The 14002-nt window shown below is 73.7% G+C and carries 13 protein-coding genes and 2 pseudogenes; 14 read left to right on the top strand and 1 reads right to left on the bottom strand.

All coding sequences use genetic code 11. The annotated features are described in order from the left end of the window. The 13 genes and pseudogenes from Q0195_RS02535 to Q0195_RS02595 all read left to right on the top strand — a co-directional run. On the top strand, positions 1 to 420 hold a 420-nt coding region (locus Q0195_RS02535; protein WP_299274104.1), incomplete at its 5' end, for a TilS substrate-binding domain-containing protein. 15 nt (positions 421 to 435) lie between these two features. Beyond that, the gene (hpt, locus tag Q0195_RS02540) at positions 436 to 990 is read left to right on the top strand and encodes a hypoxanthine phosphoribosyltransferase (RefSeq protein WP_299274106.1); all 555 of its coding nucleotides are present in this window, start codon (positions 436 to 438) and stop codon (positions 988 to 990) included. A gap of 222 nt (positions 991 to 1212) precedes the next feature. Next, on the top strand, positions 1213 to 3234 hold the full coding sequence (ftsH, locus tag Q0195_RS02545; RefSeq protein WP_299274108.1) for an ATP-dependent zinc metalloprotease FtsH: 2022 nt from the start codon (positions 1213 to 1215) through the stop codon (positions 3232 to 3234). 2 nt (positions 3235 to 3236) lie between these two features. Further along, a complete protein-coding gene (gene folE / locus Q0195_RS02550) occupies positions 3237 to 3878 on the top strand; it encodes a GTP cyclohydrolase I FolE (protein ID WP_299274111.1) in 642 nt (213 codons plus the stop codon). Positions 3879 to 3961: 83 nt separating this feature from the next. Further along, positions 3962 to 4762, top strand: coding sequence for a dihydropteroate synthase (gene folP / locus Q0195_RS02555; RefSeq protein ID WP_299274169.1), 801 nt, complete (start codon positions 3962 to 3964; stop codon positions 4760 to 4762). Further along, the gene (gene folK, locus Q0195_RS02560) at positions 4759 to 5658 is read left to right on the top strand and encodes a 2-amino-4-hydroxy-6-hydroxymethyldihydropteridine diphosphokinase (RefSeq protein ID WP_299274114.1); all 900 of its coding nucleotides are present in this window, start codon (positions 4759 to 4761) and stop codon (positions 5656 to 5658) included. Before folP ends, folK begins: the two co-directional genes overlap by 4 nt. After that, positions 5658 to 6113 carry a DUF3180 domain-containing protein gene (locus Q0195_RS02565; RefSeq protein ID WP_299274116.1) on the top strand — a complete coding sequence of 152 codons (456 nt, stop codon included), beginning with the start codon at positions 5658 to 5660 and terminating at the stop codon, positions 6111 to 6113. The genes folK and Q0195_RS02565 overlap by 1 nt, the downstream gene beginning before the upstream one ends. 67 nt (positions 6114 to 6180) lie before the next feature. Further along, positions 6181 to 6699 carry a PH domain-containing protein gene (locus tag Q0195_RS02570; protein ID WP_299274118.1) on the top strand — a complete coding sequence of 173 codons (519 nt, stop codon included), beginning with the start codon at positions 6181 to 6183 and terminating at the stop codon, positions 6697 to 6699. Then, a complete protein-coding gene (locus Q0195_RS02575) occupies positions 6696 to 8312 on the top strand; it encodes a PH domain-containing protein (RefSeq protein WP_299274120.1) in 1617 nt (538 codons plus the stop codon). The genes Q0195_RS02570 and Q0195_RS02575 overlap by 4 nt, the downstream gene beginning before the upstream one ends. Before the next feature lie 70 nt (positions 8313 to 8382). Next, positions 8383 to 9273, top strand: a pseudogene (locus tag Q0195_RS02580) (DUF2520 domain-containing protein); the annotation flags it as partial. Between the two features lie 93 nt (positions 9274 to 9366). Next, positions 9367 to 10191: pseudogene (gene panC, locus Q0195_RS02585) on the top strand (pantoate--beta-alanine ligase); the annotation flags it as partial. Positions 10192 to 10193: 2 nt separating this feature from the next. Then, on the top strand, positions 10194 to 10676 hold the full coding sequence (gene panD, locus Q0195_RS02590; protein ID WP_299274122.1) for an aspartate 1-decarboxylase: 483 nt from the start codon (positions 10194 to 10196) through the stop codon (positions 10674 to 10676). Between the two features lie 10 nt (positions 10677 to 10686). Next, complete coding sequence (locus Q0195_RS02595; protein WP_366518069.1) at positions 10687 to 11598, top strand: AEC family transporter; 912 nt, start codon at positions 10687 to 10689, stop codon at positions 11596 to 11598. Positions 11599 to 11646: 48 nt separating this feature from the next. Here Q0195_RS02595 and Q0195_RS02600 read toward each other — a convergent pair whose 3' ends face one another. After that, on the bottom strand, positions 11647 to 12369 hold the full coding sequence (locus Q0195_RS02600) for an ATP-binding protein (RefSeq protein WP_299274126.1): 723 nt from the start codon (positions 12367 to 12369) through the stop codon (positions 11647 to 11649). 86 nt (positions 12370 to 12455) lie between these two features. Here Q0195_RS02600 and lysS point away from each other — a divergent pair, with 86 nt between their 5' ends. Further along, a complete protein-coding gene (gene lysS, locus Q0195_RS02605; RefSeq protein WP_299274128.1) occupies positions 12456 to 13988 on the top strand; it encodes a lysine--tRNA ligase in 1533 nt (510 codons plus the stop codon). Positions 13989 to 14002: the final 14 nt, after the last annotated feature.

Consider the following 14002-nt stretch of genomic DNA (forward strand, 5'->3'; position numbering starts at 1 on the left):
GTTCCCACCGAGAGCCCACGTCCCACCGAGAGCTCACGTCCCAGCGAGAGCTCACCTCCCACCGACAGCCCAGTTCCCACCGAGAGCCCACCTCCCACCGAGAGCTCACCTCCCACCGAGGACCGACCTCCCACCGACGGCGCACGTCCCGGCAGGGAGCCTGTCCCGCCCGAGGTGAGCCTCGACGTCGCGGTCCTCGAAGGCGCCCATCCCGCCCTGCGTACCCGGGTGCTCCATCTCGCCGCCCGGACCGCCGGCTGCCCGCCCGGGGCGCTCGCCGCCGTCCACGTCGCGGCGCTCGAGGCGCTGGTCACCGACTGGCGTGGCCAGGGCCCCGTCGCGCTGCCCGGCGGTGTCACCGCGCAGCGCCGGTGTGGCAGGCTGAACCTCGTACGGCCGCGGCCCGCGCGGCGGGAGTGAATGACGGGAGAGCGCGTGGACGCCAGCGACATGGGTGACGACCTGGAGAAGATCCTCCTCACCGAGGAGCAGATCGACGCCCGGCTCGAGGAGATGGCAGCCGAGATCGACGCCGACTACGCCGGCAAGGAGCTGCTGCTCGTCGGCGTCCTGCGCGGCGCTGTCATGGTCATGGCCGACCTCTCCCGCAAGCTCCACACCTCCATCGAGATGGACTGGATGGCGGTGTCCTCCTACGGCTCGGGCACCAAGTCCTCCGGGGTCGTGCGCATCCTCAAGGACCTGGACACCGACCTGCACGGGCGCCATGTGCTCATCGTCGAGGACATCATCGACTCCGGGCTCACGCTGTCCTGGCTGCTGTCCAACCTGCGCAGCCGTGGGCCGGCGTCGGTGGAGATCGCGACCCTGCTGCGCAAGCCCGAGGCAGCGAAGGTCGAGGTCGACGTCAAGTACGTGGGCTTCGACATCCCTCCGGAGTTCGTCGTCGGGTACGGCCTGGACTTCGCCGAGAAGTACCGCCACCTGCCGTTCGTCGGCACCCTGGCCCCGCACGTCTACAGCGGCTGAGCCGATCGCCGACCCACGGCGGTAGGTACCGCGCCGCGGTTGCGACCGCCCGCTGCCCGGGGCAGCCCAGGGCGGGTGCAGCCGGGAGGGTCGAGGGCGCCCGTGCCGCAGGGTCGGGCCGTCCTGCCCTGGGCGAACAAATGCCCGTGATGTCGGGCGCGCCGTGTACCGTCGAGCGATGATCGACCGAGCAGGAGGGACCTGGCCGCTGCGCCATCACCGATGAACGCCAAGAAGCTGCTGCGCGGCCCCGTCGTGTGGGTCGTCCTCGTCCTGTTCCTCGCCTTCCTGGGCGCCTCCATGCTCATGGGTCCCAACCCGGAGGAGATCGACACCTCCGACGGGCTGGAGCTCCTCGCCGGCGACACCGTCGAGCAGGTCGAGGTCAACGACACGACGCAGCGGGTCCAGCTGGCCCTCACCGAGGAGTTCGAGGACAAGGGCGACCTCGTCGCCTTCTACTACGCGACACCGCAGGGTGAGACGGTGATGGAGGCCATCGCCGCGGCCGACCCGGAGGAGGGCTTCAACTCCACGGTGCCGCAGCCCTCGATCCTCACCTCGCTCATCGGCTTCCTCCTGCCGATGCTCATCATCCTCGGCGTCTTCTGGTTCCTCATCTCCCGCATGCAGGGCGGCGGCGGGATGATGAAGTTCGGCAAGTCGCGGGCGAAGATGGTCAACAAGGAGAACCCGCAGGTCACCTTCGCCGACGTCGCCGGTGCCGACGAGGCCGTCGAGGAGCTGCAGGAGATCCGCGAGTTCCTCGCCGACCCGCAGAAGTTCCAGGCGGTGGGCGCCAAGATCCCCAAGGGCGTGCTCCTCTACGGCCCGCCGGGCACCGGCAAGACCCTGCTCGCCCGTGCCGTCGCCGGTGAGGCGGGCGTGCCGTTCTACTCCATCTCCGGCTCGGACTTCGTCGAGATGTTCGTCGGCGTCGGCGCCTCGCGGGTGCGCGACCTCTTCGAGCAGGCCAAGGCGAACTCCCCGGCGATCATCTTCGTCGACGAGATCGACGCCGTCGGCCGCCACCGCGGCGCCGGCATGGGCGGAGGCCACGACGAGCGCGAGCAGACGCTCAACCAGCTGCTCGTCGAGATGGACGGCTTCGACGTCAACACCAACGTCATCCTCATCGCCGCCACCAACCGGCCCGACATCCTCGACCCCGCCCTGCTGCGCCCGGGCCGCTTCGACCGGCAGATCACCGTGGAGGCCCCCGACCTCGAGGGTCGCCACGCGATCCTGCAGGTCCACGCCCGCGGCAAGCCGATGGTGCCGGAGATCGACCTGCGCATGGTCGCCAAGCGCACGCCCGGCTTCACCGGTGCCGACCTGGCCAACGTGCTCAACGAGGCCGCCCTCCTCACCGCCCGCTCCGGCGCCGACCTCATCGACGACCGTGCCCTGGACGAGGCGATCGACCGCGTCATCGCCGGACCGCAGAAGCGCACCCGGGTGATGAACGAGAAGGAGAAGAAGATCACCGCCTACCACGAGGGCGGGCACGCCCTCACGGCGGCGGCACTGCGGTACACCGACCCGGTGACCAAGGTGACGATCCTGCCGCGCGGACGGGCGCTGGGCTACACGATGGTCATGCCCACGGAGGACAAGTACTCCACCACCCGCAACGAGCTGCTCGACCAGCTCGTCTACGCGATGGGCGGCCGGGTCGCCGAGGAGATCGTCTTCCACGACCCGACGACGGGCGCCTCGAACGACATCGAGAAGGCCACCGCGCTCGCCCGCAAGATGGTCACCCAGTACGGCATGAGCGACCGGATCGGGGCCGTCAAGCTCGGCAGCGACAACGGCGAGCCCTTCCTCGGCCGCGACATGGGCCACCAGCGCGACTACTCCGAGGACATCGCCCGGATCGTCGACGAGGAGGTCCGACGCCTCATCGACGCCGCCCACGACGAGGCGTGGGAGATCCTCCACCAGTACCGCGACGTCCTCGACCGCCTCGTCCTGGAGCTGCTCGAGCGCGAGACCCTCAACGAGCAGGAGCTCGCCGAGATCTTCGCCCCGGTGACCAAGCGCGAGCCCCGCCCGGTGTGGCTCTCCTCGGACACCCGCACCGTCTCCGACAAGCCTCCGGTGCGCACCCCCGCCGAGATCGCCGCGGGCACGAGCAACGGCATGCTGCCGCAGGACGAGGCCGCGGCGGCCGGTGAGGGCCCGGGCATCGGCCAGGTCCCGCCGTCCGGTCACGTCGGCGGGCCGGCGGAAGGAGTGTGACGGTGCTGAACCAGGACGGGACGACGGGCGCCGTCGAGGTCCCCCTCGTCCAGACCCGGGCCGGGACCGCCCGGCGGCCCTACGACGCCGCCGGCGTCGAGCGCGCGGTGCGTGACCTGCTCATCGCGGTCGGTGAGGACCCCGACCGCGAGGGGCTGCGCGACACCCCCGCCCGGGTGGCCCGCGCCTTCCAGGAGACCTTCGCCGGGATGCACACCGAGCCCTCGGACGTGCTGACCACGACCTTCGACATCGGGCACGAGGAGATGATCCTCGTGCGCGACATCGAGGTGTACTCCACCTGCGAGCACCACCTCGTGCCCTTCCACGGCGTCGCCCACGTCGGCTACATCCCCGGCCGTTCCGGACGGGTCACCGGGCTGAGCAAGATCGCCCGGCTGGTCGACGTCTTCGCCCGGCGTCCCCAGGTGCAGGAGCGGCTCACCTCCCAGATCGCCGACGCCCTCGTGGAGGGCCTGGAGCCCGGCGGCGTCATCGTCGTCATCGAGTGCGAGCACCTGTGCATGTCGATGCGCGGGGTCCGCAAGCCCGGCTCGCGCACCATCACCTCCGCCGTCCGCGGGCAGATGCGCGACCCCGCGACCCGCGCGGAGGCGATGAGCCTGATCGCGCCCAGCCGCTGACCGTGCCGCGCGCCTATCCTGGCCCGGTGGACAGCCCACGCACCCGTTTCGCCGAGCTCGGCGCGCTCGCGCGCACGCTCGTCATGGGCATCGTCAACGTCACCCCCGACTCCTTCTCCGACGGCGGACGCTGGCTGCAGCCCGAGGTCGCCCTCGCTCACGCGCGGGTGCTGCGCTCGCAGGGCGCCGACGTCCTCGACATCGGCGGGGAGTCCACCCGGCCCGGCGCCGAGCGCGTGCCGGTCGAGGTCGAGCTCGACCGGGTGCTGCCGGTTGTCCGCGAGCTCGCCGCGGAGGGTGCGGTGGTGAGCGTCGACACCGTCCACGCCGAGACCGCCGACGCGTGCCTGCGCGCCGGGGCGGTGTTCGTCAACGACGTCTCCGGCGGCCTCGCCGACCCGGAGATCTTCGCCACCGTCGCCGCGCACCAGGCGTGCTACGTCCTGGGGCACTGGCGCGGGGAGCCGGCGACGATGAACGAGCTCGCCGTCTACGACGACGTCGTCGCCGAGGTCCGGGCCGAGCTCGCCCGCCAGGTCGACGCCGCGCTCGCCGCGGGCGTGGACCCGGGGCTCCTCGTCGTCGACCCCGGCCTCGGCTTCGCCAAGGACAGCAGCCACAACTGGCAGCTGCTCGCCGGGATCGGCACCCTCCAGGACATGGGGTACCCCGTGCTCATCGGCGCGTCGCGCAAGCGGTTCCTCGGCGCCCTGCTCGCCGACCGCGACGGCACCCCCGCCGCGCCGCTGGCCCGCGACCGGGCCACCGCCGCCGTCTCCGCGCTCGTCGCCGCCGCCGGCGCCTGGGGGGTGCGGGTGCACGAGGTACTCGGCTCGGTCGACGCCGTCCGCGTCGCAGCCGCGCTCAAGGGGCGGTCGGCATGACGACGGAGCCCACCCTCGACCGGGTCACCTTGCACGGCCTGCGTGCCCGCGGCACCCACGGGGTGCTGCCCGCGGAGCGCGAGCTGGGGCAGGAGTTCAGCGCCGACGTCGTCCTCCACCTCGACACCCGGCAGGCCGCCGCGGGGGACGACCTCACCGCCACCGTCAACTACGCCGAGGTCGCCCAGGATGTCGTGGCGGTCCTCGCCGGTCCGCCGGTCGACCTCATCGAGACGGTGGCCGCCACCATCGCCGAGCGCGTGCTGCGCCGACCCCGGGTGCTGGCCGTGGACGTCACCGTGCACAAGCCGCAGGCCCCCGTGCCCGTCCCGTTCGACGACGTCACGGTGCACGTCCACCGTCGCCGCGCACCCGACGGTGCCGGCACGTACGACGTCGTCCTCGCCCTCGGCGGGAACCTCGGCGACCCGCGGGCGGCCCTCACCGCCGCGCTCAGCCAGCTCCACCGTCACCCCCGGGTGGAGGTCACCGCCGTGTCCCCGCTGCTGCGCAGCGCCGCCCTCATCCTGCCCGGCGCCCCCGCCCAGCCGGACTACCTCAACGCCGTCGCGCTCCTGCGCACCTCGCTGCCGCCCCGCGAGCTGCTGGCCCTGTGCCAGGGGGTCGAGCTCGGCCACGGCCGTGTCCGCGCGGAGCGGTGGGGGCCCCGTCCGCTCGACCTCGACCTCGTCGCCGCGGGCGACCTCACCTGGCAGGACCCCGAACTCACCCTGCCGCACCCCCGCGCCCACGAGCGCGGGTTCGTCCTGGCCCCTTGGGCGCGGGTCGCCCCCGACGCCGTGCTCCCGGGCCACGGCCCCGTCGCCGAGCTCGCCGCCCGGGCGGGGGACCCGGGCGAGTGGCTCGCCGAGGACTGGTGGGAGGCCGGCGGCTGATGCAGAGCACCAGCTGGCAGACCCTCGTCCTCACCGCGACCGTGGTGCTCGGGGTGGCGTATGCCGGCCTGGCGGTGCTCGAGTCCCGCGGCGGCGCGCTGCTCCCGGTGCCCGGTCTCACTTGGGCCGGGCTGGCGGTGCTCGCCGTCATCCTCCTCGTGCTCGGCCGTTCGGTGCGCCGGCTCACCGAGGGCAGACCCACCCGGATGGACCACCTGCGCGCCGCCCGGGTGGCGATGCTCGCCAAGGCGAGCTCGCTGTGCGGCGCCGCCTTCACCGGCTACTTCGTCGCCCAGGTGCTCATCGCCTGGACCAACATCACCGCACCCGCGCTGCGCGACCACGCACTCTCCTCCGGCGCCGCGGCGCTGGCGAGCCTCGCACTCGTCGCGGTGGCCCTCGTCGTCGAGCACTGGTGCCGACTGCCCCCCGAGGACGACGGCGAACCCGCCTGACCCGCGCCAGCAGCTCGGTCCGCGCATGTGGCAGGCTGCTGTGGTCGACCCAGGAGGAAGCACCCCGATGAGTACGTCCCGACCCGACGGGCCCACCCCGGCCCCGAGCCCCTTCGACCCCGCCGGACTCACCTTCACCCCGGTCTCGCGCGGGCTGGTCAAGGTCCGTCTCGTCACCGAGGCACTCACCCTCGTGCCCCCGCTCGTCGCCGCGGTCGTGCTCGGGGTGGTCGTGACCGGCTGGTGGTGGTGGGCGCTGGCCGGCGTGCTCCTCGCCCTCATCGCCTGGCTCGGCTGGCTCATCCCGCGCCAGGTCTCCTCCATCGGCTACGCCGAGCGCGACGAGGACCTCCTCATCCGCAAGGGCATCCTGTTCAAGCAGCTCACCGTCGTGCCCTACGGGCGGATGCAGTACGTCGACGTCCAGGCCGGGCCGCTGGACCGGTGGGCCGGCGTCGCCAAGGTCCAGCTCCACACCGCCTCCGCGCAGACCGACGCCTCGATCCCCGGACTGCCGCCGGAGGAGGCGGCGCGGCTGCGTGACCGGCTCACCGAACGCGGCGAGGCGAGGCTGGCCGGGCTGTGAGCACCACCCAGGAGCAGCCCGCCCCGGACGAGCACGTCACGTGGCGGCGGGTGCACAAGATCACCCCGGTCCTCAACGCGTGGAAGGTCATCGTCGCCGTCGTCGCGTTCCTCGTCTGGCAGAACGTCGAGGCGCTCTCCACGGTCTGGGACGAGCGCGACACCCTGGACTGGACGCTGGTCCTGCTCATCGGCGGCGGCGCGGTCCTCCTCTTCCTCCTCGTTCTCACCGCCTACTCGGTGCTGTCGTGGCGCATGATGCGCTACGCGGTGGGGCAGGACGCGGTCTTCCTGCACCGCGGCATCCTCTTCCGGCAGCAGCGCCACGCCCGCCTCAACCGCATCCAGGCCGTCGACGTCGTCCAGCCACTCCTCGGCCGTCTCTTCGGCCTGGCCCAGCTGAAGATCGAGACCGCCGGGGGTGGTGACTCCTCGGTCGTCCTGGCCTTCCTCAGGGAGGAGGAGGCCCAGGCGCTGCGCCGCGAGGTGCTCGACCGGGTCTCCGACCGGCGTGCCCCGGCGGCGCCCGCGCCCAGCACCGACGGCGCCGACCCCGCGGCCCCGGCCGCGGCCCCGGCGGCCGCCACCGTGGCCCCCGAGCGTGAGCTGCTCACCGTCCCCACCGGCCGGCTCGTCGGCTCCCTCCTCCTGTCCGGGTCGATGATCAGCCTCGTCGTCGTCCTCCTCGGCCTGGGCCTGGCCTCCTTCGCCGCCGGGAACCCCGCCCCGCTCTTCGGTGCCGTCCCGGGCCTGTTCGGCTGGGGCGGGTACCTGTGGTCCCGGTTCTCCGGCGGCTTCAACTTCCGGGCGGCCATCTCGCAGGACGGCATCCGGCTGCGCTACGGGCTGCTCGAGCAGCGCACCCAGACCCTCCCACCCGGCCGGGTGCACGCCGTCGGGCTCAAGCAGCCGCTGCTCTGGCGGCGCCGGGGCTGGTGGCGGGTGGAGGTCAACGCCGCCGGCTACGGCCCCTCGGGCGACCCCAATCAGAGCATCATCGGCACGGTGCTCCTGCCCGTCGGAACGCGCGGCGAGGCGCTCACCGCGCTCTGGCTCGTCCTGCCCGACCTCGGCGTCGACGACCCGCAGGCGGTCATCGACGCGGCGCTGGAGGGCCAGGGCGAGGCCGCCGGCTTCCTCACCACGCCCCGCCGTGCCAGGTGGCTGGACCCGGTCTCCTGGCGCCGCAACGGCATCCTCATCACCCGCCGCGCGGTGCTCATGCGGCGGGGCCGGCTCAACCGGTCGCTGGCGATCGTGCCGCACGAGCGCAGCCAGTCGCTCGCCCTCACCCAGGGCCCACTCGAGCGGCGTGCCCGCATCGCCAACATCGTGGCGGCCACCGTCGCGGGTGGCGTGTCCACCACCGCCCACCACCTCGACGAGATGACGGCGCTCACCCAGCTGGAACGCGCCTCGGTGAAGTCCCGTGAGGCACGGCACCGCGAGTCGCCGGAGGAGTGGATGCGCCGCGTGGGGCTGCTCCCGCCCGCGGGGCAGGCGGGTGACGGCGAGCTCGCGCAGGGTGAGGACCCAGGGCCGCGGTCGCTGCCCGAGCCCGCCCCTGCACAGGACGAGCAGCCCGCGCGCCCCGAGCACCCACCCCGGACGTGACCCACCTCATGCCGGGGCACCCGCGCGCATTGGCGATAATGGCGCGGTGACCCCGACCGTGCCCGGTGACGTGCCGCCGTCCTCCCGTCCAGGACGCCTCGGCGTCGGTGTGGTCGGTGCCGGCCGCGTCGGCGCCGTCCTCGGCAGCGCGCTGCGCGCGGCAGGACACGGTGTCGTCGGCGCCAGCGCCGTCTCGCAGGAGAGCCGCGACCGCATCGACGCGCTGCTCCCCGGCGTCCCGGTGCTGGAGATCCCCGACGTCCTCGAACGGGCCGAGCTCGTCCTGCTCACCGTCCCCGACGACGCCCTGGCCGACCTCGTCCGCGGCATCGCCGACACCGGAGGCTGGCAGGCGGGCCAGATCGTCGTCCACACGGCCGGCCGCTACGGCACCCGGGTGCTCGAGCCGGCCCAGCGGGCGGGGGCGATCCCGATCGCCCTGCACCCGGCGATGACCTTCACCGGGACGAGTATCGACCTGTCCCGGATCGTCGGCTGCCCGTTCGCCGTCACCGCCCCCGCGCCGGTGCTGCCGATCGGCCAGGCGCTCGTCGTGGAGATCGGTGGCGAGCCCGTCGTCCTGCCCGAGGACGCCCGGCCGCTGTACCACGCCGCGCTCGCCCACGGGGCCAACCACCTCGTCACCCTCGTCACCGAGGCGATGCGGGTGCTCGCCCGCGCCGGCGTCACGGACCCCGGCGCCTACCTCACCCCGTTGCTCACGGCCGCGCTCGACGGCACTCTGCGCGACGGCGAGCTCGCGCTCACCGGCCCCGTGGTCCGGGGGGACGCCGGCACCGTCGCCGAGCACATCGCGAGCCTCGCCGCGCTCGCCGCCACCGAGCCGGACCTGGCGGACCTGCCCGTCGCCTACCGCACCCTGGCCCGGGTGACCACCCAGCGGGCCTGGGCCGCGGGCCGGCTCACCGCGTCCACCGCCCAGCAGCTCCTCGACGCCGTCGCCGAGCCCGTCGCCGGTGACGGTGCCCCCGCCCACCGGGCCGAGGAGCCCGCGGACCACGCGCGTCGCGCCCCCGTGCTCGTGCGCACCCGGGAGGACCTGCGCGAGACCCTGCGCGCGCAGACCGGCACCCGCGCCGTCGTCATGACGATGGGCGCCCTGCACGAGGGGCACCTCGACCTCGTCCGCGAGGCGCGGCGGCGTGCGGACAACGTCGTGGTGACCATCTTCGTCAACCCACTGCAGTTCGCGCCGGGCGAGGACCTCGACGCCTACCCGCGCGACCTCGAGGCCGACCTCGCCAAGCTCGCCGAGGTGGGCGCCGACGTCGTCTTCGCCCCCGACCCGCAGACGATGTACCCGCAGGGCGACCCCGAGGTCCGGGTCGACCCCGGGCCCGTGGCCCGCCGGCTGGAGGGCGTCACCCGCCCCACCCACTTCTCCGGCGTCCTCACCGTCGTGCTCAAGCTGCTCCACCTCACCCGGCCCGACGTCGCGCTGTTCGGGCAGAAGGACGCCCAGCAGCTCGCGCTCGTGCGGGCCATGGTGCGCGACCTCGACGTCGACGTCGAGGTCGTCGGAGTGCCCATCCGCCGCGAGCCCGACGGCCTGGCGATGAGCAGCCGCAACGCCTACCTCGACCCCGCCGACCGCCGCGCGGCGCTCGCCCTGTCCGCCGCCCTGCGCGCGGGCGCGGAGCACGCCGCCGAGGGCGGGCCGGCCGTGCTGCGGGCGGCCCGCGGGCGGCTCGCCGAGGAGCCCGCCGTCGAGCTGGACTACCTCGAGCTCGTCGACCCCGACACCATGGTCCCCGTCCCACCCGACCACGGGGGAGCTGCGCTGCTCGCCGTCGCCGCCTGGGTGGGCGGGACCCGACTCATCGACAACACGACCGTCCACCTGCGAGAGGACCACTGACGATGCCGGCGCCCAGCTCGCTGCACCGGCCGATGCTCATCGGCAAGATCCACCGTGCCACCGTGACCGCCGCCGACCTGCACTACGTCGGCTCCCTCACCGTGGACGCCGACCTCCTCGACGCCGCGAACCTGCTGCCCGGCCAGCAGGTCGACGTCGTCGACATCACCAACGGCGCGCGGCTCACCACCTACGTCATCCCCGGCGAGCGCGGCAGCGGCGAGGTGAAGATCAACGGCGCCGCCGCCCACCACGTCCACCCCGGCGACCTCGTCATCGTCATCGCCTACGGGATGCTCAGCGACGCCGACGCCCGCACCTACACCCCCGCCGTCGTCTTCGTCGACGAGGACAACCGCATCCGTGACGTCGGCGCCGAGCCCGGACAGGTCCCGGCGGCCGCGGCGGACGTCGCGTTCCACGTCGAGGCGAGCGGCGTGCCCTTCGCCGACCACCGCGCCGAGGCAGCCACCGGGCCGCGCTGACGTGCTGGGGGTGCTCGAGGGCTTCGCCGCGCTGGCGGTCCTCATCGCCCTCGGGGCGCTCCTCGCGCACGTCGGCTTCCTCACCTACGCCAGCCAGACGATGCTCGTCCGGCTGGCCTTCTGGGTGGCCAGCCCCGCCCTCCTCCTCACCGTCGTCGCCGACGCCGACATCGCCGCGGTCTTCTCCGCCAACCTCCTGGCCTCGGCGGGGGCGGTCGCCGGTGCCCTGCTCCTCTACCTCCTCCTCGCCCGGCTGGTGGCCCGCCGGCCCGCCCCGGAGAGTGTCGTCGCCGCGCTGTGCTCGATGTACGTCAACGCCGGCAACCTCGGCATCCCGGTGGCCGCCTACGTCCTCGGCGACGCCGCGCTCGTCGCGCCGATCCTCCTGCTCCAGCTGCTCCTCCTCCAGCCGCTCGCGCTCGCGGTCCTCGACCGCACGACCGCGGGGACGGGTGTCGGGGCGGGGCGGCTCGCGCTGCGCACCGTGCGCAACCCGCTGCTGCTCGGTGCGGTGACCGGGCTCGTGCTCGCTCTCACCGGCGTCGAGCTGCCCACCGTCGTCCGCTCACCGGTCGACCTCCTCGGCGCGATGGCGGTGCCCGCGATGCTCCTCGCCTACGGGGTGTCGCTCCGGCTCGGCCCGAAGCCGGGAGCCGGCTCACCGCCCGGGGAGGTGGCGCTCGTCGTCGGGCTCAAGCTCCTGGTCCAGCCGGCGCTCGCCTACGCCGTGGGGCTGGCGGTCGGGCTGCAGGACGCCGCCCTGTACGCCGTGGCCGTGCTCGCCGCGCTGCCCACGGCGCAGAACGTCTTCGTCCTGGCCAGCCGGTACGACCGCGGCGTCGTCCTGGCCCGCGACGCGATCTTCCTCTCCACCATCGGGTCGGTGCCCGCGATCCTCGTGCTCACCGCCCTGCTCACCTGAACACCCCCACCCGCCCGACCTGGGCTGCCGTCGGGCGGGAGACGTGCGTCAGCCGGCCCGGGTCGCGAGCTCGCGGATGTAGGACTCGGCCTCGGCCACCCGCATCCGCCGCGCCCCACGGCGCTCGAGCGCGGCGACCATGGCAGGCTCGCTGCGCGCCTGGCTCAGCCCCCGGCGTACCAGCGTGAGCGGCGGCTTGCGCGCCTCCCCGAGGTCGCGCAGCAGCCGGAACCAGAAGGTCTGGGCGCGGGGCCGCCACAGGAGCAGGGCGTCGGCCAGGACGTCCTCGTCGCGCAGGTCGGCGATGAGCTCGGCGGCGAAGATCCCCTCGGCCAGCACGATCGGGCTGCCGCCGGCGTCGAACTGCCGTGTCGTGGTCCTCCGGTTCGTCGGGATGTCGTAGACCGGCACCTCGGCCCGCCCGGTCCGGGCGATCTCCAGCAGTGCGGCCATCGCGGCGTCGTGGTCCCAGCTGCGCGGGTCGTCCCAGTCGACGATGCCGTAGCGGCGCGGGAGGTCGGGGTGGTCGCCGTCCCGGTAGAAGTCGTCGAGCGAGACGACGGGGACGCCCACCCGCCGGGTGAGGGACGTCTTGCCCGAGCCCGAGGGCCCGGTGAGCAGGACGATGCGCACCGGCGCCCGCCGCGCCCCGCGCGGGATGTCGAACAGCCCGGGCTGGCGGACCCCGTCGTCCTGTGCGACGACCTCCGCAGGGTCGCCGGGCTCCGGTACCCGCTCGGTGGGGCCGCCAGTCGGCTCGGCAGCGGTCATCGCCCATCCCCTCGTCCGGTCCCGCGACGTCCGCACGAGGATAGCCCCGGGAGGGGAGAGCTCCGGCCGCTGGGTAGGATCGCGGGGTGAGTGAGACGACCGTGCCCCGCAGCGAGGAGCTCGACCACGACGTTCCCGAGCAGGTCCGCGTCCGGGCGGAGAAGCGCGCCCGGCTGCTGGCCGCCGGGGTCGACCCCTACCCGGTGACCGTCCCGGTCACGACGACGATCGCCGCCGTCCGTGCGCAGCACGAGGGCCTGGCGCCGGGCGAGGAGACCGACGACGTCGTCGGCGTCGCCGGGCGCGTGATGTACCTGCGCAACACCGGCAAGCTGTGCTTCGTCACCCTCCAGGACGGCGAGGGCACCCGCCTGCAGGCGATGCTCTCCCGCGCGGAGGTCGGCGAGGAGGCGCTCGCGTCCTTCAAGTCCGACGTCGACCTCGGTGACCACCTCTTCGTCCACGGCCGGGTCATCGCCTCCCGGCGCGGCGAGCTGAGCGTCTTCGCCGACTCCTACCGGATCGCGGCCAAGGCGCTGCGCCCGCTGCCCAAGACCTACGAGACCGAGGACGGCGAGCAGGTCGCGCTGTCCGAGGAGGGGCGGGTGCGGCGCCGGCACCTCGACCTCATCATGCGGCCGGCCGCCCGCGAGATGGTGCGCACCCGGTCGGCCGTGGTGAAGTCGCTGCGCCGGTCGCTGGACACCCGCGACTTCATCGAGATCGAGACCCCGATGCTCCAGGTGCAGCCCGGTGGGGCGGCGGCGCGGCCGTTCGTCACCCACATGAACGCCTACGACATCGACCTGTACCTGCGCATCGCCCCCGAGCTCTTCCTCAAGCGGGCGGTGGTCGGGGGGATCGAGAAGGTCTTCGAGATCAACCGCAACTTCCGCAACGAGGGCGCCGACTCCAGCCACTCCCCGGAGTTCGCCATGCTCGAGGCCTACGAGGCGTACGGCTCCTACGACACCATGGCCGAGCTCACCCGCAGCCTCGTCCAGCAGGCCGCGCTCGACGCCTTCGGCAGCACCACGGTGCGCCTCGCCGACGGCACCGAGTACGACGTCGGCGGGGAATGGGAGGAGATCTCGCTCTACCCCTCGCTCAGCGCCGCGCTCGGGGAGGAGATCACCCCGCAGACCCCGATGGACCGGCTCGTCCGCTACGCCGAGCGCTTCGAGATCCCGGTCGCTGCGCACTACACGCCGGGCAAGGTGGTCGAGGAGCTGTGGGAGCACCTCGTCGGGGACCACCTCTACGCCCCGACCTTCGTGCGGGACTACCCGGTGGACACCTCCCCGCTGACCCGGGCGCACCGCTCCATCCCGGGCGTCGTGGAGAAGTGGGACCTGTATGTGCGCGGCTTCGAGCTCGCCACGGCCTACTCCGAGCTCGTCGACCCGGTGGTCCAGCGGGAGCGGTTCGAGGCCCAGGCGCTCGTCGCGGCGGCCGGGGACCCCGAGGCGATGCAGGTGGACGAGGACTTCCTCGAGGCGATGGAGCAGGGCATGCCGCCGTCCGGGGGGATGGGCATGGGCATCGACCGCCTGCTCATGGCGCTCACCGGCCACGGCATCCGCGAGACGATCACCTTCCCGCTGGTCAAGCCGGTCTGACGGCTCGCCCGGCG

Source organism: uncultured Georgenia sp. (genome assembly GCF_937958535.1).
GTDB lineage: Bacteria > Actinomycetota > Actinomycetes > Actinomycetales > Actinomycetaceae > Oceanitalea.

What these genes read in the sequence shown, in the direction of transcription:
- ftsH (WP_299274108.1), top strand. Translation starts at nt 1,213, where the DNA reads ATGAACGCCAAGAAGCTGCTGCGCGGCCCCGTCGTGTGGGTCGTCCTC.
- folP (WP_299274169.1), top strand. Translation starts at nt 3,962, where the DNA reads ATGGGCATCGTCAACGTCACCCCCGACTCCTTCTCCGACGGCGGACGC.
- folK (WP_299274114.1), top strand. Translation starts at nt 4,759, where the DNA reads ATGACGACGGAGCCCACCCTCGACCGGGTCACCTTGCACGGCCTGCGT.
- Q0195_RS02565 (WP_299274116.1), top strand. Translation starts at nt 5,658, where the DNA reads ATGCAGAGCACCAGCTGGCAGACCCTCGTCCTCACCGCGACCGTGGTG.
- Q0195_RS02570 (WP_299274118.1), top strand. Translation starts at nt 6,181, where the DNA reads ATGAGTACGTCCCGACCCGACGGGCCCACCCCGGCCCCGAGCCCCTTC.
- panD (WP_299274122.1), top strand. Translation starts at nt 10,194, where the DNA reads ATGCCGGCGCCCAGCTCGCTGCACCGGCCGATGCTCATCGGCAAGATC.
- Q0195_RS02600 (WP_299274126.1), bottom strand. Translation starts at nt 12,369, where the DNA reads ATGACCGCTGCCGAGCCGACTGGCGGCCCCACCGAGCGGGTACCGGAG.